This is a genomic window from Calyptranema fuscum S582, from assembly GCF_055793305.1.
The window spans coordinates 1-23,755 of sequence record NZ_JBSLYH010000047.1 but is presented as its reverse complement, the minus strand read 5'-3'; the positions used below and the strand labels follow the sequence as shown (position 1 = coordinate 23,755).

20 protein-coding genes and 2 pseudogenes are annotated in these 23,755 nt (G+C 49.7%); 10 read left to right on the top strand and 12 right to left on the bottom strand.

Annotation, left to right across the window (positions count from 1 at the left end; all coding sequences use genetic code 11):
* Window positions 1-143 precede the first annotated feature (143 nt).
* On the bottom strand, window positions 144-290 hold the full coding sequence (locus ACR6Z4_RS25105; protein ID WP_479720079.1) for a hypothetical protein: 147 nt from the start codon (window positions 288-290) through the stop codon (window positions 144-146).
* A 134-nt stretch (window positions 291-424) separates the two neighbouring features.
* Complete coding sequence (locus ACR6Z4_RS25100) at window positions 425-1,108, bottom strand: late competence development ComFB family protein (RefSeq protein ID WP_479720078.1); 684 nt, start codon at window positions 1,106-1,108, stop codon at window positions 425-427.
* A gap of 452 nt (window positions 1,109-1,560) precedes the next feature.
* On the opposite strand from ACR6Z4_RS25100, the gene nadA reads away from it, so the two are divergent.
* A complete protein-coding gene (gene nadA, locus ACR6Z4_RS25095; RefSeq protein WP_479720077.1) occupies window positions 1,561-2,532 on the top strand; it encodes a quinolinate synthase NadA in 972 nt (323 codons plus the stop codon).
* Between the two features lie 43 nt (window positions 2,533-2,575).
* On the opposite strand, the gene ACR6Z4_RS25090 is transcribed toward nadA, so the two are convergent.
* A complete protein-coding gene (locus ACR6Z4_RS25090) occupies window positions 2,576-3,061 on the bottom strand; it encodes a tellurite resistance TerB family protein (protein ID WP_479720076.1) in 486 nt (161 codons plus the stop codon).
* Window positions 3,062-3,314: 253 nt separating this feature from the next.
* Entirely contained in the window at window positions 3,315-4,187 is an 873-nt protein-coding gene (locus ACR6Z4_RS25085; RefSeq protein WP_479720075.1) for a sulfotransferase family protein, read from the bottom strand.
* A gap of 461 nt (window positions 4,188-4,648) precedes the next feature.
* On the opposite strand from ACR6Z4_RS25085, the gene ACR6Z4_RS25080 reads away from it, so the two are divergent.
* Complete coding sequence (locus tag ACR6Z4_RS25080) at window positions 4,649-6,226, top strand: B12-binding domain-containing radical SAM protein (RefSeq protein ID WP_479720074.1); 1,578 nt, start codon at window positions 4,649-4,651, stop codon at window positions 6,224-6,226.
* A gap of 379 nt (window positions 6,227-6,605) precedes the next feature.
* On the opposite strand, the gene obgE is transcribed toward ACR6Z4_RS25080, so the two are convergent.
* Together obgE and ACR6Z4_RS25070 are read right to left on the bottom strand one after the other, a co-directional pair.
* Window positions 6,606-7,643: a GTPase ObgE gene (obgE, locus tag ACR6Z4_RS25075; protein WP_479720073.1), complete on the bottom strand. Its 1,038-nt coding sequence runs from the start codon at window positions 7,641-7,643 to the stop codon at window positions 6,606-6,608.
* Window positions 7,644-7,778: 135 nt separating this feature from the next.
* Window positions 7,779-8,072 (bottom strand): DUF6439 family protein, encoded by a 294-nt coding sequence (locus ACR6Z4_RS25070; protein WP_479720072.1) that lies wholly within the window; start codon window positions 8,070-8,072, stop codon window positions 7,779-7,781.
* A gap of 243 nt (window positions 8,073-8,315) precedes the next feature.
* On the opposite strand from ACR6Z4_RS25070, the gene ACR6Z4_RS25065 reads away from it, so the two are divergent.
* Window positions 8,316-8,666 (top strand): sll0565 family protein, encoded by a 351-nt coding sequence (locus tag ACR6Z4_RS25065; RefSeq protein ID WP_479720071.1) that lies wholly within the window; start codon window positions 8,316-8,318, stop codon window positions 8,664-8,666.
* On the opposite strand, the gene cax is transcribed toward ACR6Z4_RS25065, so the two are convergent.
* The gene (gene cax / locus ACR6Z4_RS25060; RefSeq protein WP_479720070.1) at window positions 8,663-9,760 is read right to left on the bottom strand and encodes a calcium/proton exchanger; all 1,098 of its coding nucleotides are present in this window, start codon (window positions 9,758-9,760) and stop codon (window positions 8,663-8,665) included. The genes ACR6Z4_RS25065 and cax overlap by 4 nt on opposite strands.
* Before the next feature lie 198 nt (window positions 9,761-9,958).
* On the bottom strand, window positions 9,959-10,351 hold the full coding sequence (locus ACR6Z4_RS25055; protein WP_479720069.1) for a hypothetical protein: 393 nt from the start codon (window positions 10,349-10,351) through the stop codon (window positions 9,959-9,961).
* Between the two features lie 282 nt (window positions 10,352-10,633).
* On the opposite strand from ACR6Z4_RS25055, the gene queA reads away from it, so the two are divergent.
* From queA to ACR6Z4_RS25025, 6 genes and pseudogenes are all read left to right on the top strand, one after another.
* Window positions 10,634-11,806 carry a tRNA preQ1(34) S-adenosylmethionine ribosyltransferase-isomerase QueA gene (gene queA / locus ACR6Z4_RS25050; RefSeq protein WP_479720068.1) on the top strand — a complete coding sequence of 391 codons (1,173 nt, stop codon included), beginning with the start codon at window positions 10,634-10,636 and terminating at the stop codon, window positions 11,804-11,806.
* Window positions 11,807-11,986: 180 nt separating this feature from the next.
* Entirely contained in the window at window positions 11,987-13,114 is a 1,128-nt protein-coding gene (locus tag ACR6Z4_RS25045) for a peptidoglycan-binding domain-containing protein (protein ID WP_479720067.1), read from the top strand.
* 173 nt (window positions 13,115-13,287) lie between these two features.
* Window positions 13,288-14,178, top strand: a pseudogene (locus tag ACR6Z4_RS25040) (endonuclease MutS2); the annotation flags it as partial.
* A 153-nt stretch (window positions 14,179-14,331) separates the two neighbouring features.
* A pseudogene (locus ACR6Z4_RS25035) lies at window positions 14,332-16,062 on the top strand (endonuclease MutS2); the annotation flags it as partial.
* Between the two features lie 313 nt (window positions 16,063-16,375).
* Window positions 16,376-16,960 carry a DUF3038 domain-containing protein gene (locus ACR6Z4_RS25030; protein WP_479720066.1) on the top strand — a complete coding sequence of 195 codons (585 nt, stop codon included), beginning with the start codon at window positions 16,376-16,378 and terminating at the stop codon, window positions 16,958-16,960.
* A gap of 158 nt (window positions 16,961-17,118) precedes the next feature.
* Entirely contained in the window at window positions 17,119-18,645 is a 1,527-nt protein-coding gene (locus ACR6Z4_RS25025; protein ID WP_479720065.1) for a DUF4335 domain-containing protein, read from the top strand.
* A gap of 8 nt (window positions 18,646-18,653) precedes the next feature.
* On the opposite strand, the gene ACR6Z4_RS25020 is transcribed toward ACR6Z4_RS25025, so the two are convergent.
* Together ACR6Z4_RS25020 and ACR6Z4_RS25015 are read right to left on the bottom strand one after the other, a co-directional pair.
* Complete coding sequence (locus tag ACR6Z4_RS25020; RefSeq protein WP_479720064.1) at window positions 18,654-18,989, bottom strand: hypothetical protein; 336 nt, start codon at window positions 18,987-18,989, stop codon at window positions 18,654-18,656.
* A gap of 28 nt (window positions 18,990-19,017) precedes the next feature.
* On the bottom strand, window positions 19,018-19,227 hold the full coding sequence (locus tag ACR6Z4_RS25015) for a hypothetical protein (RefSeq protein ID WP_479720063.1): 210 nt from the start codon (window positions 19,225-19,227) through the stop codon (window positions 19,018-19,020).
* Window positions 19,228-20,269: 1,042 nt separating this feature from the next.
* On the opposite strand from ACR6Z4_RS25015, the gene glcD reads away from it, so the two are divergent.
* The gene (gene glcD / locus ACR6Z4_RS25010; RefSeq protein ID WP_479720062.1) at window positions 20,270-21,739 is read left to right on the top strand and encodes a glycolate oxidase subunit GlcD; all 1,470 of its coding nucleotides are present in this window, start codon (window positions 20,270-20,272) and stop codon (window positions 21,737-21,739) included.
* A 170-nt stretch (window positions 21,740-21,909) separates the two neighbouring features.
* Here the strand turns inward: glcD and ACR6Z4_RS25005 are convergent, their stop codons facing one another.
* Together ACR6Z4_RS25005 and ACR6Z4_RS25000 are read right to left on the bottom strand one after the other, a co-directional pair.
* Window positions 21,910-22,191 (bottom strand): 4a-hydroxytetrahydrobiopterin dehydratase, encoded by a 282-nt coding sequence (locus ACR6Z4_RS25005; RefSeq protein WP_479720061.1) that lies wholly within the window; start codon window positions 22,189-22,191, stop codon window positions 21,910-21,912.
* Between the two features lie 750 nt (window positions 22,192-22,941).
* Window positions 22,942-23,755, bottom strand: an 814-nt coding sequence (locus tag ACR6Z4_RS25000) for a photosynthetic reaction center family protein (protein ID WP_479717651.1), incomplete at its 5' end; no start/stop codon positions are given.

The following is a 23,755-nucleotide window of genomic DNA, read 5'->3' as shown; positions in this document are numbered from 1 at the left end:
ATCGTAGACTTAATAATTTATCCAGACGCAAAGCGCTATATTTAACCCAACCGCGCCTGAAAACTTAGTTTTCAGGCGCGATTGGGCTTCAGCTGCACCCTGAAGCTTCAACTGCACCCTGCAAAGGGTGACTCGTAACGCACTTATCGACCTTCGCGCCGACGAAGACTGGCAATCATCTGTTGCTTAACATCCCTGATCCACCGATCAAACTCCGGACTATCAACCCTGGGTGAAGTAGGAATCTGATTCGGACTCTCAGTTAGTTTCTGATGAGGGTTAACGCTCATTCAAATTCCTCTCTAGAAAACTCACGAACTGCACGATCGAAAACAGTAACGAAAGCTACAGTTTAGATTTTAGTAGATCGAGGAATGAATTTGATCATGAAACGCAGTTCCGTAAAACTGCCCTGAAAACGTTATCAGACCTTATAGAGCGGATCATCCCATCCATTAAAATCATCGTCTTTCTGGGAAGGTTGTGTCGTTATATCCTTGACCGGAAAATACGAATTTTTAGGTCGCATTGGCAGAGGTGCAGGAGATTGGGACAGGGGTGATGGCGCGACAGTCGGTACAGATCGGATTGGCGTAGCATTAACCGCTGGAGCTGGCATAGCTCGTTTTCCCGGCAGGTGAGCAGGCGGAATGGGATAGTTGAGCGAACTGAGCGTCGGTGGATACTGAGGCTGCCGAGAGGGCGTATTCGCTTTTTCTCCCAGCGCTTGTTTGACAGCAATCGGGAGATTCTCCCAATTCAACTGATCATTTTTGAGTAAAAGCCGTAGTTGACTTAAGACATCTCGTAGATGAGCAGACTGCTGAGGTTGCAGTGGCATGTAGGTTCGAATCGGCTCACGCTGCACCGCAGCCAATGCTCGTTGCACGGCTTGGTTGATGTGACCTGAAAGTTTTGCCCGCCCGCGTTGCAGTTGGTAAGATAACCCCTGTTGACTGGTAGCGTACAGAGGAGGAAGTTGATTCAACGCGTAGGCAACTAATTCCAGGCGATTAATATAGGAAGCGGCACGAGCGGGTAGGGCGTTGACCTGTCGATCAACTTCTTCTTCTACCAGCACTTCCATTGCATTTTTGTATACTCCCATGAGCAGAGCCTTGGTGGGTTTATTTTTTGACAACTTTGAGTCGTTGTTGAGTCAATGATCTCCATCCAACATTCATTTCTGAAAGCGCAGCAACGCCCCACCTGCAAAAATAAACCTTTGGATCTTCATTAATGTGTGATCCTGCGGCTCATCAATTAATGAAGCTGTAACTCCTTTGGAGAGCACGATAGCAAAGCCATTGTTCTCCCCAAAAGAATTGAGTTGGATAACATCGACAATCCTGAAAGTAAAAATTCTTGTGTTGAGCCAAGTTGCAAACCAAACGAGGTTTTGACCCTGACTTTTAATTCAAATCACGATTCTACTACCCGATCAAACTATTGTGCAAAAAGAATACGGTGAGATAAAAACTCCACGTTTTTATTTTTGGTGAAATTGACTATAATCGTAGATCTTACACACCTAAGATCTACCCCGGAAACCTCTTAACTGTGTTTACTACTGAAATTTCTCACCAAAATTCTGCTGTTTCCACGCCCCTACCCCGCGATTTGGTTGGCGCAATCCAAGACTTAAAGCGATCGCTTAATGCTGTAGTCCTGGCACATTATTATCAAGATCCAGATATTCAAGACATTGCCGACTATATTGGTGACTCGCTTGGGCTTTCCCGTCAGGCAGCCAGCACTGACGCAGACGTTATCGTCTTTGCAGGCGTCCATTTCATGGCAGAAACCGCCAAAATCCTCAATCCTGATAAGCTCGTCTTACTCCCCGATCTCAATGCGGGCTGTTCTCTCGCCGACAGTTGCCCTGCCCCGGAATTTGCAGCCTTTAAAGCCCAACATCCAGATCATATCGTCATTTCTTATATCAACTGTTCTGCGGAAATTAAGGCACTGAGCGACATCATTTGCACCAGTTCTAACGCCGTCGATATTGTTCGGCAGATTCCAGCCGATCAACCGATCATCTTTGCGCCCGATCGCAACTTAGGGCGATATGTTAGCGCCCAAACTGGACGAGATCTCGTACTTTGGCAGGGCAGTTGCATTGTTCATGAAACCTTTTCAGAAAAAAGAATTGTGCAACTGAGCATTCAGCATCCTCAAGCTGAAATCATTGCCCACCCAGAATGTGAACCCCATGTGTTGCAACATGCTCATTACATTGGGTCTACCACTGCGTTGCTCAAGTATTGCTTCAAAAGCCCTAACGATACATTTATTGTGGCGACCGAACCGGGCATTATCCATCAAATGCAAAAAGAAGCGCCCGGTAAGCACTTTATCCCTGCACCCGCAATCAACAATTGCGCCTGCAATGAGTGCCCCCATATGCGCCTCAACACTTTAGAAAAGCTCTATTTAGCGATGAAAAACGGTTCCCCAGAAATTACATTATCTGAGGAAGTCCGTTTGGCAGCCCTCCGCCCCATCCAACGCATGTTGGCAATGAGTTAACTCTGCGGGCAAAGAAGCCACGACATTGAGAAGGCAACATCAGTTACCCTTGCATAAATTCTTCTAGCTTGCGGGTGAGGGTATCTACCAGGCCCTCGCTATCGTGAGATTCAGATGAAATCTCTGCTGTAATCCGATGGACAACATCGGCAGGCAGACCGAGCAATGCAATCAGACGTTGGTAAGCGGCGGCTTCTTCGAGGTTAATCTTGGGTTCGTCGGGTGTCCGCGAACTAGACTGAATCACTTCGTAGCCCAATTTCAGAACCAATTCACGCTCTTCAGGAGTTTGCAGTTTCGGTGTTAATTCTTCTAGCGGAATGTTTTGGGTTAAGTATTCTTGAAGCTCTTGGCGCAGCTTTTGTTGCTGCGGCGCATCAGCTGCAAACATGCCACTAAAACGATCGAGCATCATATCCACTTCTTCGGAGGCAAGATGCCCATCTGACCATGCCATCGAAGCGACGATGCGCAACAAGTTCATTTGACGAGGGCTGATAGAGGGGGGAGGAGGAGTTTGGAGCGGCATAAGTATCTCCTGCTAGGTATGTCCATAAACCTAACATGATAAAAAACTTCTACGGATAGGCTTAAGGTTCTTGTCTGGAACAGATTAAGGTCTGTTAAGCATATCTTGTGCAACCCACCCGTTTTTCGCAAGAAAAATCCGCACAGCGCTACAGGACATAGATTGAATACAACTAACTCGTTTTGAGAGAGCGACGCTCCGCCGTCGCTCTCTCAAAACGAGTTACGGTTTTTAATGTTCTAGATTGAGCTGATTAGCAGCATTGCAGCATTTCCAGATCTACACCGGCAATGCGGCGTAAGACATAATCTTGCTGATCTGCATCAAACACCTGAGTAAATGTCTGGGAGGGATTGATCTGCAACATAGTGCCGACGCAGGTCTTCCAGGATTCTCGGGGCAAGACTAAGCTGCTGACAACCTGGCTGTAATTTTCGAGCATCGCGCTTTCGCTGGGAATCCCCAGAAATAAGCAGAGATCCGCCAATACCTGATCGGGTCGGGTAATCAAATCTTCGTATCGGACTAAGGTATGGTTTGGCTTTTTGAGAGACGCTTTGGTCAGTTCCACGTCTTCTAACCAGCGATCGATACAAGCATCGAGAGATTTAAAGTACTTGCCCCAAAATTTGGGATGGTTTTGCGAAAGGGAATAAAGAGAAGCAATCACATTTTTGCCATCCCGAACAATATGAATCACCTGAACAGGACGCACAGGTTCAACAAATTGTTCAATATATTTCAGGCAACGCAGATGATCTGGGGTTTTTTCGAGCCAAAATTGTTTGCCTTTTAATTGAGTCAGGCGATCGAGCGTATGCAAAAACCAACGGGTATACCAACCAATTAATGGGATTGGGGGTAAGGTCTTACGCCATTCTGGATGGTCTACCGCTTGCAAGAAGCTATCAATACAGGGAATTAATTGGGGTGCAATCAGCCCCATTGCGTAGCGCTTTGACTGATAGTCGGGGGTCGAAACCAACTGCAAAAAGAACTTTGATTCTGGGAAAGATTCGATTTGAGAATGGGCCGCCAGCATACTTTGCAACAAAGTTGTGCCAGAGCGTGGACATCCCACTAGAAAAACTGCACGACGAGATGAAGACGTTGACTGTAATAGCATGGTGCGATCGCTTGGCAGGTGAAGAATGTAGCTGGAGACACTAGCAAATCGATCGAATCATAGCGTGATCTATCATCACCCTGCGTCGTTATAAAAACCAAGATTCTTAGACCTTGCGATCGCCAGTCTAGCCAGTTTCCGTATCTCTACGGAGGAAGGACGGGAAATACTGATGGGCACTCAGAATCAGAATAGCGATATGTTAATACCGATTTAAGCAGGCTGCATGGCACATCAATCTTCTGTAAGGGCGCATGGCGATGCGCCCCTGCGGTATCCGATGCAATCGCTAATTAAATTGGTATAAGAAACACCGCTCCGAGCCACTTCTCAACATATCCCTGGTCCTCACTCGATGGCAGCAGGGGATTGATTGAATTGTCCCAAAATGCGATCGATGCACATGTTGCCCCTGAATGTGCGATAAGCTGGGGCTTTAGCATCATTAAACTTAACAATCTATGCGAATTCTCCTGCTCTATCCTCTATTTCCGAAGACATTTTGGTCATTTGAGAAAATTTTGGAACTGGTCGATCGCAAAGTTCTGCTGCCGCCGCTGGGGTTAGTGACAGTTGCTGCCTTATTGCCTCAGGACTGGGAGTTTAAGCTAGTCGATCGCAACGTTCGGGATATTACAGAGGCAGAGTGGGAGTGGGCAGACATGGTGATTTTGTCTGCCATGATTGTGCAAAAACAAGATTTGCTGGCGTTGATTCAAACCGCGAAGCAGCGCGGAAAACGGGTTGCGGTGGGGGGTCCCTATCCCACCTCCATTCCAGAAGATGCCCTGGAAGCAGGAGCGGATTACCTGATTTTAGATGAAGGGGAAATTACCCTACCCCTGTTTGTGGATGCGGTGCAACGGGGTGAGCTGCGAGGAGTGTTCCGTTCAAATGACGAAAAACCAGATGTCACGGAAACACCGATTCCTCGGTTTGATTTATTGGAACTTGATGCCTACGATTCAATGTCGGTGCAGTTTTCGCGCGGGTGCCCGTTTCAGTGCGAGTTTTGCGACATCATTGTGCTGTATGGTCGCAAACCCCGAACCAAAACGCCGCAGCAGCTGATTGCCGAGCTGGAATACCTGTATAACCTGGGTTGGCGACGGGCTGTGTTTATGGTGGATGACAACTTCATCGGCAATAAGCGCAACGTCAAACTTTTGCTGCAAGAGTTGAAGCAGTGGATGTCAGAACGCCAATACCCATTTACGTTAAATACGGAAGCATCCGTCGATCTGGCGCAAGACCCAGAACTGATGCAGTTGATGGTCGAGTGCAACTTTAATGCTGTGTTTTTGGGAATTGAAACCCCAGATGAAGAAAGTTTGCAACTGACGAAAAAGTTTCAAAATACCCGCTCGTCTCTGGCTGATTCGGTGTTGGCGATTAACCAGGCGGGTCTGCGGATTATGGCAGGCTTTATCATCGGCTTTGATGGCGAAAAGAGTGGGGCAGGCGATCGCATTATTGAATTTGTTGAGCAGACGGCTATTCCCACGGCTGTGTTTGGGATTTTGCAAGCCTTGCCCCATACAGCACTGTGGTATCGTCTGGAAAAAGAAGGGCGGATGCTGGATAGTAAAACCGATGGTAACCAGATGGCATTGATGAACTTTGTGCCAACGCGCCCGGTAGAGGCGATCGCCAGAGAATATGTCCATGCGTTCCGCACGTTATACGAACCCGATCGGTTTCTTGCCCGTGTCTACCGCCATTTCTTGAACATGAAGCCCTCTCCGTGCCAAGCGCCCAGCCAGTTCCCCAGCCTGGTAGATCTGAAAGCACTCGCTATTATTGTTTGGCGACAAGGAATCAAACGCAATACACGCTGGCAGTTCTGGCGACAGCTATTTAGCATGATTCAGAAAAATCCGGGGGTGTGGGAACACTATCTCGTCACCTGTGCCCATGCAGAGCACTTTATCGAATACCGAGATATTGTGCGCGACCAGATCGAAGCCCAATTAGAAATCTTCCGACAGCACGAAACCCAACCCGAACCCAACAAAGTTTTGGCAGCAAAAATTCGCTAGGGCGTGGAGTTAAGATCATTACAAAATTAAAACCCACACTTTTTATGGGAGAGTGCGGCTCCGCCGCACTCTCCCATAAAAAGTATTCAAGTTATTTTTATGAGGATTCTTAGGCGATCGCCTTTCATTCTTGCTGAATCTGGGTCTGAGTTGAGCTAGTTTTAGCTCAGTTTGTGTTGCCCTGGCGTAAAGACGTAGCAGTTGGTAAAACATCCTTGATTGACCTCGAAGATTGCTGCCCAAATGCTATGCCCTTACAGAATTGAATGGCTCCGACACAAAATCTGTCAGTATCAGAGATTGGGCTGTGAAACCTCTGGTTTCACAGCCCACTTCAGATTCAGCAATCCTTGGGCGAGTCCCTTAACATGCCATGTTGTCAACCTGGACCCATGGGTAAAGCTAACTCGCGGGCTTCGTTGGCAGCATCTAAGGTGTTCCAGATTTGCTGAAGCAAGGGTTCTAACCCCGTGCGGGCGACGGCTGAAATCGTGAAAATGGGGGCGTCTGTTAACGTTTGTAGTTTTGCCGCGATCGCTTCGACCTGATCCAAGTCCAAAGCCATCGTATCGATTTTATTCAGTGCCACAATTTGGGGACGCGTTTCTAAATCTCGCCCATAGGCAACCAGCTCATCTTGAATGGTGTGATAGGCGTTGATCGGATCGTCTTGAGTTACGTCAATCACATGCAACAAGACGCGAGTCCGCTCGATGTGGCGCAAAAAGTCGTGACCCAGACCAATGCCCAGGTGTGCCCCCTCAATCAATCCCGGAATATCCGCAAACACCGTGCCATCACCCGTGGGTCGTTGGACAACACCCAAATTGGGGATCAAGGTGGTAAAGGGATAATCGGCAATTTTAGGACGTGCCGCAGACAGAGCAGAAATCAAGGTCGATTTTCCGGCATTGGGCAAGCCAATAATGCCCACTTCTGCCAATAGTTTTAGCTCCAGCCGAATCAACCGAATTTCGCCAGGGATGCCAGGTAGGGCTTTTTCGGGTGCGCGATTGTGATTGCTGAGAAAGCACTTGTTCCCTAACCCACCTTTGCCACCTTGCGCCACCAGAAGAGTCTGTCCGGCAGTGACCAAATCGCCAATAATTTCATCTGTCTCGGCGTCATACACCACCGTGCCGCAGGGCACCTGGATATGGCGATCGCTGCCTGAAGCCCCCGTCATGCTCTTGGAACCCCCCTTTTGCCCATCTTCGGCTTTGAAGACGTGAGCATATTTGAAATCGAGCAGGGTTTGGAGATTTGCCGCGGCTACCAGTAGGACAGAGCCACCCCGTCCCCCATTACCGCCCGACGGACCACCCGCAGGGACATATTTTTCTCGCCGGAAGGCTACCATGCCATCGCCACCATTACCAGCGTGAACTTCAATTTCTGCCTGATCGATAAATTGCATAGTGGGATGTGTCCGGGTGAAAAGGTCGATGTGAATGGGGTGGCGTGACTAACACTAAAGGGTGATGGATAGCAGTGCCGCGTTGCGGCACTGCCATTCACGTTGTCTAGCGATGATGTTTTTTAGCGATGATGATTAGCGATCGCCATGGCTGGGGCAAGGGGGTGCCGAGATCGATCGATCGATCCAACCGCTGGCTTGTTGTAATCGTGCCAGGGCTTCCTCGGGCTGATCTTTTAGTAAATACACCAGAGCCGTAGCCGCTTGCTCACCCGCCCTGGCTTTGCGGTTAGACTTGAGTCGATGCCAATCATTGGGGGCGATCGCCAACCGTTCTGCCAGAGCTTGAGCCAGTTCTAGGGTGCTGTAGTTTGCCAGAGTTTGACTATGTGGGGTCGAAATGACGTTAGAAATCAGGGGTTCGGGCATAATCAAGGCGCGGGGTTTCGATGGATCGGTCTGAATTTCAGTATAAGATAACGTCCTGAATCCCTGCGGCTAAACCCAATTGATTTTGCTCACTGGCATTTTCCCGGTCGTGGTTCAAATCTGTTGGTAATGTGTTGGCAAGGCGCGCTCCGCGCGCCTTGCCAACACATTACCGATCTAGAACACCGCAGAGAAACTGCCCGTTGAACCCGCTATATTCACCGATATCTATTTTCATCGCCCATGCAAGACCCATCCCCTTCTGAGGAACAAGACCTGGAATTGGCGATCGCCGATGTTGAGCGATCGCTAGAAACCTTCAAAGCCCGCTACTACCAGGTCAAAGCAGACCAACTACTGCAACGTGATTTACAAGCACAGCTGAGCCAAAGCCAGCACGACTATCGTCAGCAACCCACCCCGGCTTTAAAAACAGAAATCAAGCACATCCGAAAACGCTTGGAAGATCTGGAAATTGCCCTGGAAAGCCAACTGTTTTCCTGGAATGGGTTGCGCGAAATCTTTTGGCAGGCTGTGCGCTTTGGGGGAGCAGGAATCGTGATCGGTTGGATCTTGAAAACCCTTGCAGGTTAGCCCATGCCGTCAATGACAGGATGAAAATAAAAGGCAATGGCAATGATGGTATAAGTTGCCAGAAGTAAGACCCCCTCCAGCCAGTTTGACCGACCATCTGAGCTAATGGAATTGGTAATCAGCACAGCAACGGCAACGGCAACCAGTTCAAAGCCGTTGAAATTTAGATCCATCGGTTGCCCCATGACCCAACCGACCAGCACCAACACGGGGGCAACAAAGAGCGCAATCTGTAAGCTAGAGCCGACGGCAACGGCAACAGATAAATCCATCTTATTTTTGATGGCGACGACGACAGCAGTCGTGTGTTCAGCCGCGTTGCCAATAATGGGTAGCAAGATCACACCCGTAAACAGTTCGGTTAAACCCAACTTCTCTGTTGCCACTTCCAAACTGCTGACTAAGAGTTCCGATTCGATCGCAACTAACAGCGTAGCAACCAGCAAAACACTAATCCACAATGCTAAATTGGGCGGCTGGGGATGACCGGCATTCGCCTCCGTTTCATTTTCTGCTTCGCCGACGTCACACAGGTAAGCATGGGTTTTCATGGAAAAAAGCAACGTCAGCGCATAAACCACCATCAACACAATCGCCACGGCGATCGATAACTTTTGCTGCGTCGGTTCATCAATGCCGTTAGAGGTAAAGTCAACCGCTGTCGGCAGCAAAATAGCGATAACTGCCAGGTTCATCGACGAGGCATTGACCCGTGCCACAATCGGCTGAAATTCTTGCTCTTTGTAGCGCAATCCGCCTAAAAACATAGACAGCCCCAACACCAGTAGGAGGTTGCCGACAATAGACCCTGTCAAACTTGCCTTGACCACATCAACCAGGCCAGCATTAAGTGCAACCAGGGCAATAATTAACTCGGTCGCATTACCAAAGGTTGCATTCAGTAGCCCTCCCAGGGTTGGTCCTGCCACCACCGCAATTTCTTCGGTTGCCATTCCCATCCAGGCGGCAAGGGGTAAGACTGCCAAACCAGCGGTAATGAAGATGACGAGCGGACTCCACTCTAAAAAATGCGCCAGGATAGAAATTGGGACAAAGATCAGTAAAACAGAGAAGATGATATTTTTGGTGGTCATTGAGCAGGTTAGTAAAAGGGGTCAAATGCAGTTATACAACGGGTCAGCGATGTTTGCACTGGCAAAAGGCGATCGCAGCCCTATCGAATCATTCGCCAATAAAATTATGCGCTCATTTTTTGCCAACAGCCAATAAAAAAGGGGCGCTCACCGCACCCCTTGATATCAACCCAGATTCACCAGTCAAGCTCAAAACTTTTAGGCAAGCGTTTCAGGACAATAGCCTAAACCTTGCACAAACTGTTTGCGAAATTCTTCAATCTCGCTCCGGTCGGGTCTACCATGAGAAACAATCGCAACTTGATACCGACGCATGACATCGATCGGTGATTGACCAGTTTCCAGTCCCCAAAGCGCCATTCTGACCCGAATCTCTGGGTCGTGAGGAATACCCAACTCATTTAGAAACGCTTGGAAGTCACCGTCACGCTGTGGATCGAGAGGATGATTTAACTTAACTTTGATCACCCATCCATCAATTTGATGAATTACGGTCATGAAGCGAACTGATAACCAGGGACTACTGTGAAGAAACTCCACCACCCTCAGCGTCAGGCTGGCATTCGCTAAATAGTAGATATATTCCGCCATATCAATGCCTGCGCAAAAGCTACATCTTCATTCTGCCGATAAATCACTATCAGTGATAGGGGAGAAGTCCCCGCCCTGATAAGGGGTTCTCCCCATTGTTACGGATGAACTTAAGCTTGATCCTCGCCTACCAACCCGGCTACAACCGCTCGGCTTTCTTGCTGAAACGCTTGTTGAGTCAGCATTTCACGCGATCCCCAAGCCCTTAAGAAAACATAAAGACAAAAAACTTGGGATCTAAGCCCACGTTGCGATCGCCCTAACACTGTCAGAAATACTGGGATGAATTTACATAACCCGATGGTCAACGCGGCGTATTCGCCCGCTCACCCAACCCCGCTTGATTTACAGCTAACTGCCTATGACTATGAGTTACCGACCGACCGCATTGCACAAAACCCGGTCGTGCCCAGAGATAGCTCCCGCTTGTTGGTGGTCAACTCGCTGACCGAACACCGTCACTGCATCTTCCGGGATCTGCCGGATTTGCTCTGCCCCGGAGATCTACTAGTCCTCAACAATACACGGGTGATCCCGGCACGTCTGTATGGGAAAACACCGGGGGGTGCTCGGGTAGAAGTGTTGCTCTTAGAAGAAGATCAGCCGCAGCAGTGGTTGGCTCTGGTGAAACCGGGCAGACGCTTGAAGCCGGGAACAGAGATCGAATTTGGGGTGGTTCATCTCCCAGGCGCAGAGATGGAGGGCGATCGCCTCACCCTACGGGCTCACGTCATCGCCAGAGATGACGACACAGGGGGTAGAAAACTGGCGTTTAATTTGCCCCCGGGCTACTCGCTGTTGCAGGTGCTGGATCAACTCGGTCAGGTACCCTTACCGCCGTATATCGACCAATCGCAATCGCAACCCGAGCAATATCAAACGGTTTATGCTGAACACCCTGGCTCGGCGGCGACACCTACTGCCGGATTGCACTTTACCCCAACCCTGCTCCAGCGGTTGCAAGAGCGAGGCATTCAACTTGCCTTTATCACCTTGCATGTGGGAGTGGGCACATTTCGCCCTGTAGAAGTGGAAGACATTACGACTCACTCCATGCATGGCGAATGGATCGAGGTTTCGCCCCACGTCATCGATCAAATTCAGCACACCAAAGCGCAGGGTGGTCGGGTAGTGGCAGTCGGCACGACTGCCACCCGTGCCCTGGAAGGATCGGCTCAGACGGGAACCTTGCAACCCTGCTGTGGCAAAACCAATTTATTTATCTATCCCGGTTATCGCTGGCAGGTAGTGGATGGCTTAATTACCAATTTTCATCTGCCCAAATCAAGCTTGATGATGCTGGTGAGTGCGTTGATTGGGCGACAACGCTTGTTGGATTTGTATCATGAGGCGATCGCCCAGCAGTATCGATTTTATTCCTTTGGCGATGCCATGTTGATTTTGCCTGAGGCTTCTCTCCGCACATCTACGGAACCTTTCTCCGTGGCTCTGTAGAACTCCTTAGGATCGTGAATTGAATCAACCCCAATGGTTTGAGCGAGCGACGGCTACGACGTCGCTCGCTCAAACCAATAACATTCTGGGCAATACAGCCACACTGTATTGCTCTCAATCAACTTGCGGTTTGATGCCATCTTCCCGGTCGATAGAGTTCAAGTTCCTGGAGAGATTGTCATGCCTGTTTTACGCCCCCAAACCAGCGCCCTGATTACCGAAGCCCGCTTTACTGCGGCGGATCTGGCAAATTTGAAACAATTGATTCGCGATCGCACCGTTACCGTACAAGATGCTGCCCTGATTGCGACGCGCTATGTCGATACGTTAGAAGCAGGAGTCGGCAGTCAGCTCAAAGCCCTCTTGCGCAGCCTGGGCAATACAACTACCGTGGAACCGGCGATCGCCACTCTTGCCAATGAGACAGGTCTGTTAAATGGCGACGTGGTTTTACCCGACGATGGTCGCAAGCACCCTGCTGTGAAGACTGTGCAACGGGCATTGATTGCGATCGCCAGTCGTACCCGCCAGTTAGCTTATATGCTGCCGCTGTATGGGGCTGATGGCGATTATGGTAATGAAACCCTGAAAGCCGTAAAAGCGTTTCAACAAAAAGAAGGCTTGCCCATCACAGGCAGCGTGGACGTGATGACCGCAAAAGCCCTCGATCGCGTGCTGAGGCAGACCACTGCACCCGGAATTTTGGCAGCAACTCCCAAGGATTTAACGACCGCTGCCATTGAGCTATGTACGGGCAGCATAGCGTTGAACTATGGGGTGCCTCAACCCTGGGTAAACACTGATCCCAATCATGCCGTTCCGGTCAACCGTCCGTTTGCCTTTATGACCAACAAATGGAAGTGCAATCTCTTTGGCGGCAACGTGTTGCGCAAAGGTGGGTACGAGCCACCCTATTACGGCAATCAAGGGACGGGCGAATATCCCAATGCCAACCAATGGTTTAAATGGAGCGATCGCTATGCCCCTCAACATGGCAACAAGATACATTTTCAGCTAATCGATGAAATTGCCATGCTGTCCTTATCTGACGATGGAGAACGACGCCTGGCGATCGCCAATTTACTGGCTAAAGCCCAACCGGGAGACTGTCTCCTGCAAGATCACCCCGGTGCCCAAATCGCCAATGGCGGTCATACTCGGGTTGCCACTGCCAACAACTTCTATGCCAACGGCACTGTATCCTTTGCCCAGGCTCGCTATGAACGCGCCGAAATTCTGCAAGAAGGCCTGGAAAACTTGCTGTATTCAGAACACCTCTGGTTGCTCCGTCCCAATGTCAGGATGTAGCACAAGTCAAAGGTCAACGATTCTCCGATCGGGTCGAGACGCGACGAATCGCGTCTCTCCGTTTCGCATCCATAATTCACCCCCATCTCTACCCCCTGCCTCCGTTAGAATTGAATGAGGATCAGCGTTGGCATAGGAAACTCTGTTTCAAATTCATTTGGGTCGCAAACATCTTGATTCAAGCCGAGACTTTAGAACTGTTGGAATGGTCGCGTCTATGTCAGCATCTGGCAACATTTGCGGCAACTAAGTTAGGAGCGGTGGCAGCACGGAGCCTGAGAATTCCTGACACAGCCGAACAAAGCCTGGAATTGTTGGCACAGACCCAGGAGGTGTATCAGCTCGAAAATACACGAGTGATCAGCCTCAATTTTGACGGGATTCAAGATATTGGAGAGGCACTAGAACGAGCCGAACACCACGGCATTCTGGCAGGGGATGAGCTATTGGCGATCGCCACCACTCTGTCGGGTGCCCGACACCTGCGCCGCACTATCGACAATTATCCAGATCTGACCGTTCTCAATCAGCTGGTTGCCGACTTACGCACCTACCCCGAACTGGAGCAAGAGATCCATCGTTGCATTGACGAACGGGGCAAGGTGATGGATCGTGCCAGCCTCAAGTTAGAAAAGGTACGAGACGATCTACGACAACAACGCGATCGCATCTACGAAAAATTGCATCGCATCATTCAACGGCAGACCAATGCCCTCCAGGAACCGCTGATTACCCAACGCGGCGATCGCTTTGTCCTGCCCGTGAAAGCTCCTCAAAAAGACGCCATTCCCGGCATCGTGCATGACACCTCTACCAGCGGTGCAACGCTGTATGTCGAACCCCACAGCATTGTGGAAATGGGCAATCGCCTGCGCCAACTATTGCGTCAGGAACAGTCCGAAGAAGAAGCTGTGCGTCGGCAATTAACCGCACAGGTTGCCGATGTTAAATCTGATTTAGAGAGATTGCTGGCGATCGCCACGGCTCTGGATCTTGCCACGGCTCGTTCTCGCTATTCATTTTGGTTGGGTGCCAATCCGCCTCGATTTATCAAGCTATCAGAGATTCAAAATCCAGGATTCTCGTCCAGAGATGGTTTGCCCCCAGAGATCGAATCTCAGGAGTCGGGGGACGATCCGTTGGATCGTCCCGCTTCTGCACTAGCGCCTTCATCCCTTCATCCCTTAACCCCACCATCCCTTAGCTCTATCCTGCCCTGCGAACCGATCATCCTGCGGCAACTGCGCCATCCGCTGCTGGTTTGGCAACAGCACCACGAACAGGGATCAGCCGTTGTACCGATTGATCTGGTAATTCAGCCCCACACTCGGGTGGTCGCCATCACAGGTCCCAACACAGGCGGCAAAACAGTGACGCTGAAGACGTTGGGGCTGGCGGTTTTGATGGCAAAGGTGGGGTTATTTGTCCCTGCCCGAGAACCCGTTGAATTGCCCTGGTTTGATCAAGTTCTGGCGGATATTGGCGATGAACAATCGCTCCAGCAGAGCCTATCCACCTTTTCAGGCCATATTCGGCGGATTAGCCGGATTTTGGCAGCGCTTCAGGGGAATGAGGCGGTAGGAAGTAGGGAAGTTGGGGGAGATAGGGGAGTTGGGGGAGTTGGGGGAGTTGGGGAGCCGCTAATAGCTAATAGCCAACAGCTAACAGCTAATAGCCAACAGCTAACAGCTAATAGCCAACAGCTAACAGCTAATAGCCAACAGCTAACAGCCAATAGCCAACCACTTAAACCTCGGACGTCTCTGGTTTTGTTGGATGAAGTCGGAGCCGGAACGGATCCGTTAGAAGGTAGTGCATTGGCGATCGCGTTGCTTAAGCATCTGGCAGATCATGCAATGCTGACGGTCGCGACGACTCATTTTGGCGAGCTGAAAGCGCTGAAATATCAAGATGAGCGTTTTGAAAATGCGTCGGTGGAGTTTGATGATGTCAGCCTATCGCCCACCTATCGGTTGTTGTGGGGGATTCCCGGTCGTTCCAATGCACTCAGCATTGCCCGTCGGCTGGGGTTAAGTGGCGACATTGTTGACCAGGCTCAAAACCATGTCGGTGTATCAGATTCTGAAGAAGTCAATCAAGTCATTGCTGGTCTGGAAGCACAACGTCGGCAGCAGGAAGACAAAGCCAAAGCTGCTGCACAACTGCTACAACAAGCTGAAAAGCTACATCAAGAAGTCTCGCGGAAGGCGGATTTACTCAAACAACGCGAGCAAGACCTGAAGCAACAACAAGAACAAGCTGTACAAGCGGCGATCGCCCAGGCAAAAGCGGATATTGCTAAGGTGATTCGGCAATTGCAACAGGGTCCGATGACGGCACAAGAGGCGCAGCACGCAACCGATGCCGTTAATCAAATTGCGGCTCAAACTCTGCCCTCTCGGCAGCAAGCGGCTAAACCGAAGCCGGGATTTCGTCCGCAAGTGGGCGATCGCGTCCGGATTCCACGACTGGGGCAAACGGCGGAAGTGCTCACCCATCCAAATGACGATGGTGAGATGACCGTCCGCTTCGGCATCATGAAGATGACGATCTCTTTGGCAGATGTGGAATCACTTCAGGGTGAAAAGGCGGAATTGCCGAAGGCAAAAACCGTAGAGGAGCAAAGCAGCAAAGCGGCAAACGTGCGACGAGAGCAAGCAGCCGAGCGAGAGCCAGCGCCATCCTCTGCCAATATGGCACCCATAGTCCGGACGGCTCGTAATACGATTGATATCCGGGGGAGTCGGGTGGCAGATGCCGAAGTGGTCGTCGAACGGGCGATCGCCACAGCACCAGCGGGTCCGATGTGGATCATTCACGGTCATGGCACCGGCAAACTCAAACGAGGGATTCAAGAATTTTTGAAACAACACCCTCAAGTCTCGCGCTTTGAAGCCGCAGAGCAAACCGATGGCGGTACAGGCGTTACCGTTGCTTATATTGATTAGCGCGAATTACGCGAATGTTGGGAGGGCGCGGCGTTGCCGCGCCCTCCCAACATTCCTTCAAGCTCAATTTGATGGCTGATCCTGAGCTTTTGCCAACTAATAAACTGTCCTCAGAGGCGATCCCAACCCGTTCAGGCTAGTGTTTAATTTAAGACATACACGACCCTTACAACGTTTGGGTCTGATCGCAATCGTCAGGTTTGTCAAGACGGAAGGCGATCGCAGCCAGCACCAACAGAGTGTTTGAATCGCCACCTGTTTCAAGACTCGTAACCAACCCACCGGGACATCTTTTATTTCATATCCTGAAACTATGCCTTCCAGCATCAAGTCGCCAACACCGCAACCTGCTTGGGAACAATTCCCAGTCACAGAGCCTCTCGATCCTGATCAACTAGATAACATCAAAGCTCAACTAGATTTGGTGTTGCTGTCCCTGGAGGCGCTTGCTGGAATTGGCTCAGAAGCCATGCTCCAGGCGGCAGCAGACTTAGGTCTGACCAACATCGTCGCAGATCGAGTTTCCCTCTGGCGATTACGGCAATCTAGCCCATTGCGCAAAGGGCACGGTCGCAAACGACTGGATGTAGAAGAGGCACGCACACTGGTCTTGATCATTTGTCATCTGGCAAAACAACATCAAGAGCTGATCCGCCGAGCGGTCGGGTTATTGGAACAACTTGCCGAACAAGATCGCCCACCCCATCAGGTTGCCTTATTGGGTGATTATTTAGACAACTTCAGCAATACCTACCAGGAGCGCATGGAAGACGGCGACGAAACCCATGCCGATCAGCTCAGCAACCTGGCACTCAAACTGCTGATTGACCTGATGTTTTACAGCGGTTCCCAGGGTGTACGACGGCTATGGATGGCATTACTCGACCGTTCTAAATAAACCGCTCTAAATCTATTAGAAATGTTAAGTTTTGAGTGTTAAGTTTTATCTGTGAACCCTGAGCTATGAGCTGTTAGGCTTAATTCTGACTGGCATTTCTCTAAATCGTTGAATCCGCCTTTTCCCCGTTTTTTCCTTATCCTTTCCCTACAGTCCCGATGCCTACCTCCGTTCTCCGTCGATATACACCTCCAACTTGCACGCTGGAAATTGTGGCGGCAGGTTCACCGTTGTCTCGTTGGACGGATCGTCCGGTCGTTAAAAATTTACATTTTCATCTCAGCTTTGATGATCCCCGCTTGATTCATGAGGATCATGTGACGTTACAGGGCGATCGCGTTCAACTAGAAGCCTTATGCGAATCGGTCACGGGCTACGTTCAGCAGTTGCTCGACCCCGACTATAGTTCATCTGGCTTGCAAATTGCTCCAGCCGCGATTAATTCAAACGGTGGCGTCTCTCGCATCAATAAACCAGGTGAACCGTTGAGAGTCGTTGGCAGTTCTACTGCGGGTGCAAGTGCAAACCATCGATTTGCCGCAAATGATGCTGGAATTTACCTCACGTCCAACAGTCTGATCAAACATGAGTTGTTTTTAGGGTCACTGGCAAATGAGGTGTCCGGTCCCTCCATCCAGCTTAGTGCCCTGCAATTGTTTGATCTGGCGAATGCACTGGATGAATATGCTGCCGACCTTCTGGCATTACCGGCGCTGGGGAAGACTAGCAGTTTAGCATCAAGACGATGGTTGCAGGCGGTCGCCGTGTTGGTGTTAGCAGTAGGGGTAAGCACGTCGATCTTTAAATATGTGACGGATCTATCGGCACCTTCACCCCAAACCGCAACAACAGAAAGTGCAACGAGTACGGCACAGGCACCCGCCGATGAGACATTGGGTAACGCCAAGCAACCGGCACCTTCTCGTACAGCAACACGCATTCCTCCAGATTTACGCCCCTTGCCCCCTGCCGCACTCAGCCGTCCGACGCAACCGGCTGCCCGTCCTAATCAACCGGCTACTACCCCTGGGCGTGCCCCGGCAGGAAGACGACCCGCACCCTCGACCCCAGCCAATGGCAATCAGCAAGGCAACCAACAAGGCAACCAACAAGCCCGACCCATCCCGGCATTGCCATCTCTGGCTCCGGTTTCACCCCAAATAGCGACTGCCCCACCCGCCACAGCCAATGGTAGTGGGCGATCGCCTCAAACGTTTTCGTTAGATGAATCGCAAGGCTCCTCCAGCGTGCCAACGGCTCGGGCAATTCCGGGGCAAGGTGCGAACGGATCGGCTTCTGCGGATTTAGCACCCTCGTTAGAATCACAAAATCCAGCCTCACTCTCCACCATTCCACAACCTCAAGCGGCTCCTGAAAATCAAAGTGTGACGGCTTTTGACGTCATTCCACAGGTGGCAGAAGCACGAGACATGATTCAACAATCCTGGGTGCCACCGCAAGCGTTAAATCAAACCCTGGAATATCGCTTGTTAATTGGTGCCGATGGGTCGATCTTGCAAATTACACCCCTAGGCGAAGCCTCGCGGATCTATTTCGATCGCACAAGCATTCCCACAGTTGGCAGTGCGTTTGTGTCACCCCTGTCGTCAGGTCAAAGCGCTCGCATTCGCCTGGTCTTAAGTCCAGATGGGCGAGTGCAGTCCTTCCTGGAATCACTCAATTAAGGAGATTTCTAAGCAGCGGTGCTTTGTTCCTGCGGCCAGCCTCGCCACAGGCGAACAGCAGTTGGTGGGGTGATTGCTTGACGCAGGGCTTCCCATTCGTCCATTAAATACTCGTCATCAAGCATGACGGTTGAGTCATGCTGTTCCTCTTTGAGGACGGCAAAAATATGCAAACCGATTTTAAGCTCCAAATACCGCAGTTGCGGTTCATAGCCTTGCTGCTCTAATAAAGCGAGAATCTCGGAAGGATGCTCAACTTCACTTAAATCGATTCCCAGAATGATCTGTCCTGGTTTGGCTCCCGGTCGCATCTTTAAGGCTTTGACTTGCTCGGTGGCGTTCATCGTTCGCGTTCCTCAATCTATACCCAATTTACTCGATCGGGTTTGATTCAAAGATACAACGATACATCTGATTTTGCCCCCGGCGCATCTGGCTAGGTTGCTTAACTTTAACCAGTTGCACACCGTCCCGCTCAGCTATTTTCTGACAGAGCCACTCTGCTTCTTCTGGACTAGCAGCAATGATCGGCTCATCATATTGCTGTGGTTGCTCGTCAAGGTTTTCTGGATCAGTGAGCATTATTGATATCCTTTATGCTGGTCAATTATATGCAAATTGAAATTGGACATCTTTATTTTTGTAAATCAGCTTTTCTATAAATTTGTTCAAAAAGCGATCGCCTAGTCTAGGAAAGATTAACTCCAAAGCAATAATGAATAGTCGCTTCAGCCTTAACACGGCGATCGCTTTTCTACTACTTATTCACTGCCTCCACAAAGCGAGTTAGCATCCAAAGAACAAAGCCAAGCGCAACGAGGAGAAGACTTGCTCCTCCATAATCCACTAATGCCTTGATAACAGTGGGATCAAGTAGAAGTTGAGGTTCGATAGAGAGAATAGTGCCAGTAGTGGCTGTGTCTTGAGACTGGACCGGCATGTTACTTTGATCTTGAGTCATATTGACCTCTTATTTTTATTTGGTTAATGGATTTACAAGATCTGCCCGATGCTTCCCGGCGGTAGGCAGATCTTGTTTTTGCGGGTTCTGAAGAACCTTGTTAGCTCTAGTGTGAAAGCAATCAGTCCTAAAGCCACAACAAATTGGCTTATAAAGTCCGACTTCGAAAAAATTTTTTCTGTGTCAGATTGCGATCGCTTATGCCATAAGGATCTCCCGTGATTGATGATTTTCACTATAGACAAGCTTTGTCTATAGCTCAAATTCCTTTGAAAGAAGCGCCAAATTACTCCTTACCCGTCTGAAGCTGCTAAATTATGCTGAAACGCAAGCTGAAATGAATAACATTACTGACCTCTTCAAATTTCAGCTATCCTTTGCTCAGATTTGACAAATCAATACTCTTATGTATGATTTTCTTTTTGTTATTCTCATCAGAGAATATAAGAAATAGCTATTCTCCCTACTCTCATCTTTGGCACACACGACATACAACCCAGAAATCAGCGTTCTAAATTTCGTCTTCTTAAAGTGACAGAATGAAGATGAAGAGCGTTAGATCTCTGATAGATTTTCCGACGAGTACGTCAACGACAAACCCCACTCATTTTCAAAGCGAAGAAACAAAGGAATGAGACATAAAATTCAATCGCTGAAAACACTATGGTGACTCTGTCAACCCAACGAGACTGGCAACCAATTATTCGAGAGTTTGCAGCGGCAATTGGTCAAGCCAATGTGATCCAGCGTCGCGAAGAACTCCTGGTGTATGAATGTGATGGGTTGACGAGCTATCGCCAACGACCTGCGGTCGTGGTGTTGCCCAAAACGACCGAGCAAATCGCAGACATTCTAAAAATTTGCGATCGCCATCAGATTCCCTTTGTGGCGCGTGGGTCTGGTACAGGACTGTCTGGCGGGGCGCTGCCTATAGAACACTGCGTTCTCATCGTCACTTCACGGATGAACCAGATCTTAGAAGTCGATTTAGAAAATCAACGGGTCGTCGTCCAACCGGGTGTGATCAACAATTGGGTAACCCAAGCGGTCAGCGGCTCCGGGTTTTATTATGCGCCTGACCCATCCAGCCAAATCATTTGCTCCATTGGTGGCAATGTGGCAGAAAATTCGGGCGGCGTTCACTGCCTCAAATATGGCGTCACGACTAACCATGTCCTGGGTCTGAAACTGGTACTACCCGACGGATCTGTGATCGATGTCGGCAATAAACTGCCAGAGATGCCGGGATATGACCTTACAGGCGTATTTGTTGGCTCGGAAGGAACGCTGGGCATTGCCACTGAAATTACCCTGCGGATTCTCAAAGTGCCAGAAGCTATCCATGTGCTTTTAGCCGACTTTACCAGCGTTGAAGCAGCGGGGCAAACCGTTTCTGATATCACCAGTGCTGGCATCATTCCCGCTGGCATGGAAATGATGGACAACTTCAGCATCAATGCAGTGGAAGATGTGGTAGCAACCAATTGCTATCCCCGTGATGCCACTGCCATTTTGTTGATCGAACTGGATGGGTTAGAAGTTGAAGTGGCAACCAATAGCAAACGGGTAGAAGCCATCTGTTTTCAGAATGGTGCCCGGAACGTCCGAACAGCTACGGATCTGGAAGAACGCCTTACCCTTTGGAAAGGACGCAAAGCTGCATTTGCTGCTATGGGTAAGATTAGCCCTGATTACTATGTGCAAGATGGCGTCATCCCCCGCACCAAGCTGCCCTATGTACTCAACCAGATTGCGGCGTTGGGTGAAAAACATGGGTATCGGGTTGCCAATGTGTTTCATGCCGGGGATGGCAATCTCCATCCGCTGATTCTCTACAACAATTCCATTCCCGGTCAGCTAGAGCAAGTTGAAGCGCTGGGGGGCGATATCCTCAAGCTGTGTGTGGAAGTGGGGGGCAGCATTTCGGGTGAACACGGCATTGGGGCAGACAAGCGGTGCTATATGCCAGAAATGTTTACCGAAGCCGATTTAGAAACCATGCAGTTTGTCCGGCAGGTATTTGATCCCAAGCAGATCGCCAATCCTGAAAAAATATTTCCGACTCCACGCACCTGTGGAGAAGCCGCCAAGGCGATCGCCCATCAACAGTTCCCCCATGTAGAACGGTTTTAAGTGGAGCTATAGCAACTGTCTCGACAGTTGAATCAGGAGGTTGTGTGAGAACCCGCGCGGAGCGCGGGTTCTCACACAACCTTTGTTCCAATCAACCCTCAACTGCTGTATTAAAAAAGGGGAGTTGCGCGATGCGCAACTCCCCTTTTTTAAGGATTATGGACTTGGCCTTAATGAATTTGAGAAATTACACGCGCCATCTCAAAATCGTTTGCGGTTAAGCCACCCGCGTCATGGCTGGTTAACGTCACTGTCACCTTATTGTAGGAAATTGCCAGATCGGGATGATGTCCGGCAGCTTCAGCAGGTTCGACCATACGATTGACAAAGGCGATCGCCTCAACAAAGTCTTTAAATTTTCGCAGACATCGAATTTCTTTGCCTGCGAGCGTCCAATCCGTTAATTGGGCAATCCGCTCTTGAATTTCAGCATCATTAAGCAATTGAGCCATCGATTAAAACCCTGAACTCGACAAAATTTGCTGAAAAAAGTTGTTTAAAAAAACTATCCGCTCTTACCCAAAGCGATCGAGCCGAAACTTTCACACTTTATAAAGGTAAGAGCGGTCTAGCGGGTCTTTAAGGTTGAGACTTGACTGCCAGGAGGAACTAAGAGAAGCCTACCCAGCGAAGCTCTAGAGAAAGGTTTCTCAGAGGTTTGAGTCAGCTCTTATCGAACGGCCCTGGCGCACAGCCAGCTAACCTCAACCTTCAGACCCATGCGTATACTACTATCTTGCATGGGCATCACCTCCTTGTTCCCTAACGGTTTTACTAGAAACATGGAATGCTAGATGTCTAACACTGATGTCACTATAGCATAGGGATTTTTGGGTGTGACCAAGGGAAAACAATGATTTGAAGAAACAGATCCAGGGTTGCAGATTCTAGTGTTGCAAACACGAAATTTTGCAACATGGGGGTTTGGGGGCTGCGCCCCCAAGAGGGGGTAAAACCCCCTCCACCCCCTCTAAAACTTTTAAATTGGTGTACTATAGCGCTGGTTGATTCAGTACGGTGTTGTGGGGCGCTCCGCGCCCCACAACACCGTTTCTGTACTTAACGAACTTGCATACTGCTATAGAGTCTGTTTTAAAAGTTGTTTTTTCGTGCGCAAAGCGCAGTTTCAGTGCGTGAACGCAAAAAGCAATGCCGTTGCCCATCGGGCAACGGCATCGCTTTGATTAACAGAGGTTCAGACCTTACAGTGCGTTACCACGAGGTAGAACTTCTTCAGGGAATACAAAGTGTTCGTGAGGCTGATCTTGAGGAGCCATCCAAGCGCGAATCCCTTCGTTCAACAAAATGTTCTTGGTGTAGAACGTTTCAAACTCGGGGTCTTCTGCCGCTCTCAACTCCTGTGAGACAAAGTCATATGCCCGTAGGTTCAATGCCAAGCCGATGATGCCGATGCTTGCCATCCACAAACCCGTCACAGGTACAAATAACATGAAAAAGTGCAACCAACGCTTGTTGGAAAACGCAATCCCGAAAATCTGTGACCAGAATCGGTTTGCCGTCACCATCGAGTAGGTTTCTTCTGACTGCGTCGGATTGAAGGCGCGGAACGTGTTTGCCTTATCGCCATCTTCATACAAGGTGTTTTCTACCGTTGCACCGTGAATCGCACACAGCAACGCACCGCCCAATACACCTGCCACACCCATCATGTGGAATGGGTTGAGCGTAAAGTTGTGGAACCCTTGCACGAAAATGATGAAGCGGAAAATGGCGGCGACTCCAAAGCTAGGAGCAAAAAACCAGCCCGACTGTCCCAAGGGGTACATCAAAAACACAGATGTAAAAACAGCAATCGGTGCTGAAAATGCGATCGCGTTGTAAGGACGAATCCCCACTAAGCGAGCAATTTCAAACTGCCGCAGCATGAAGCCAATCAGGGCGAAGGCACCATGTAAGGCAACAAATGTCCACAGACCGCCCAGTTGACACCAACGGGTGAAATCCCATTGAGCTTCAGGACCCCACAAGAACAGCAAGGAATGCCCCAGGCTGTTC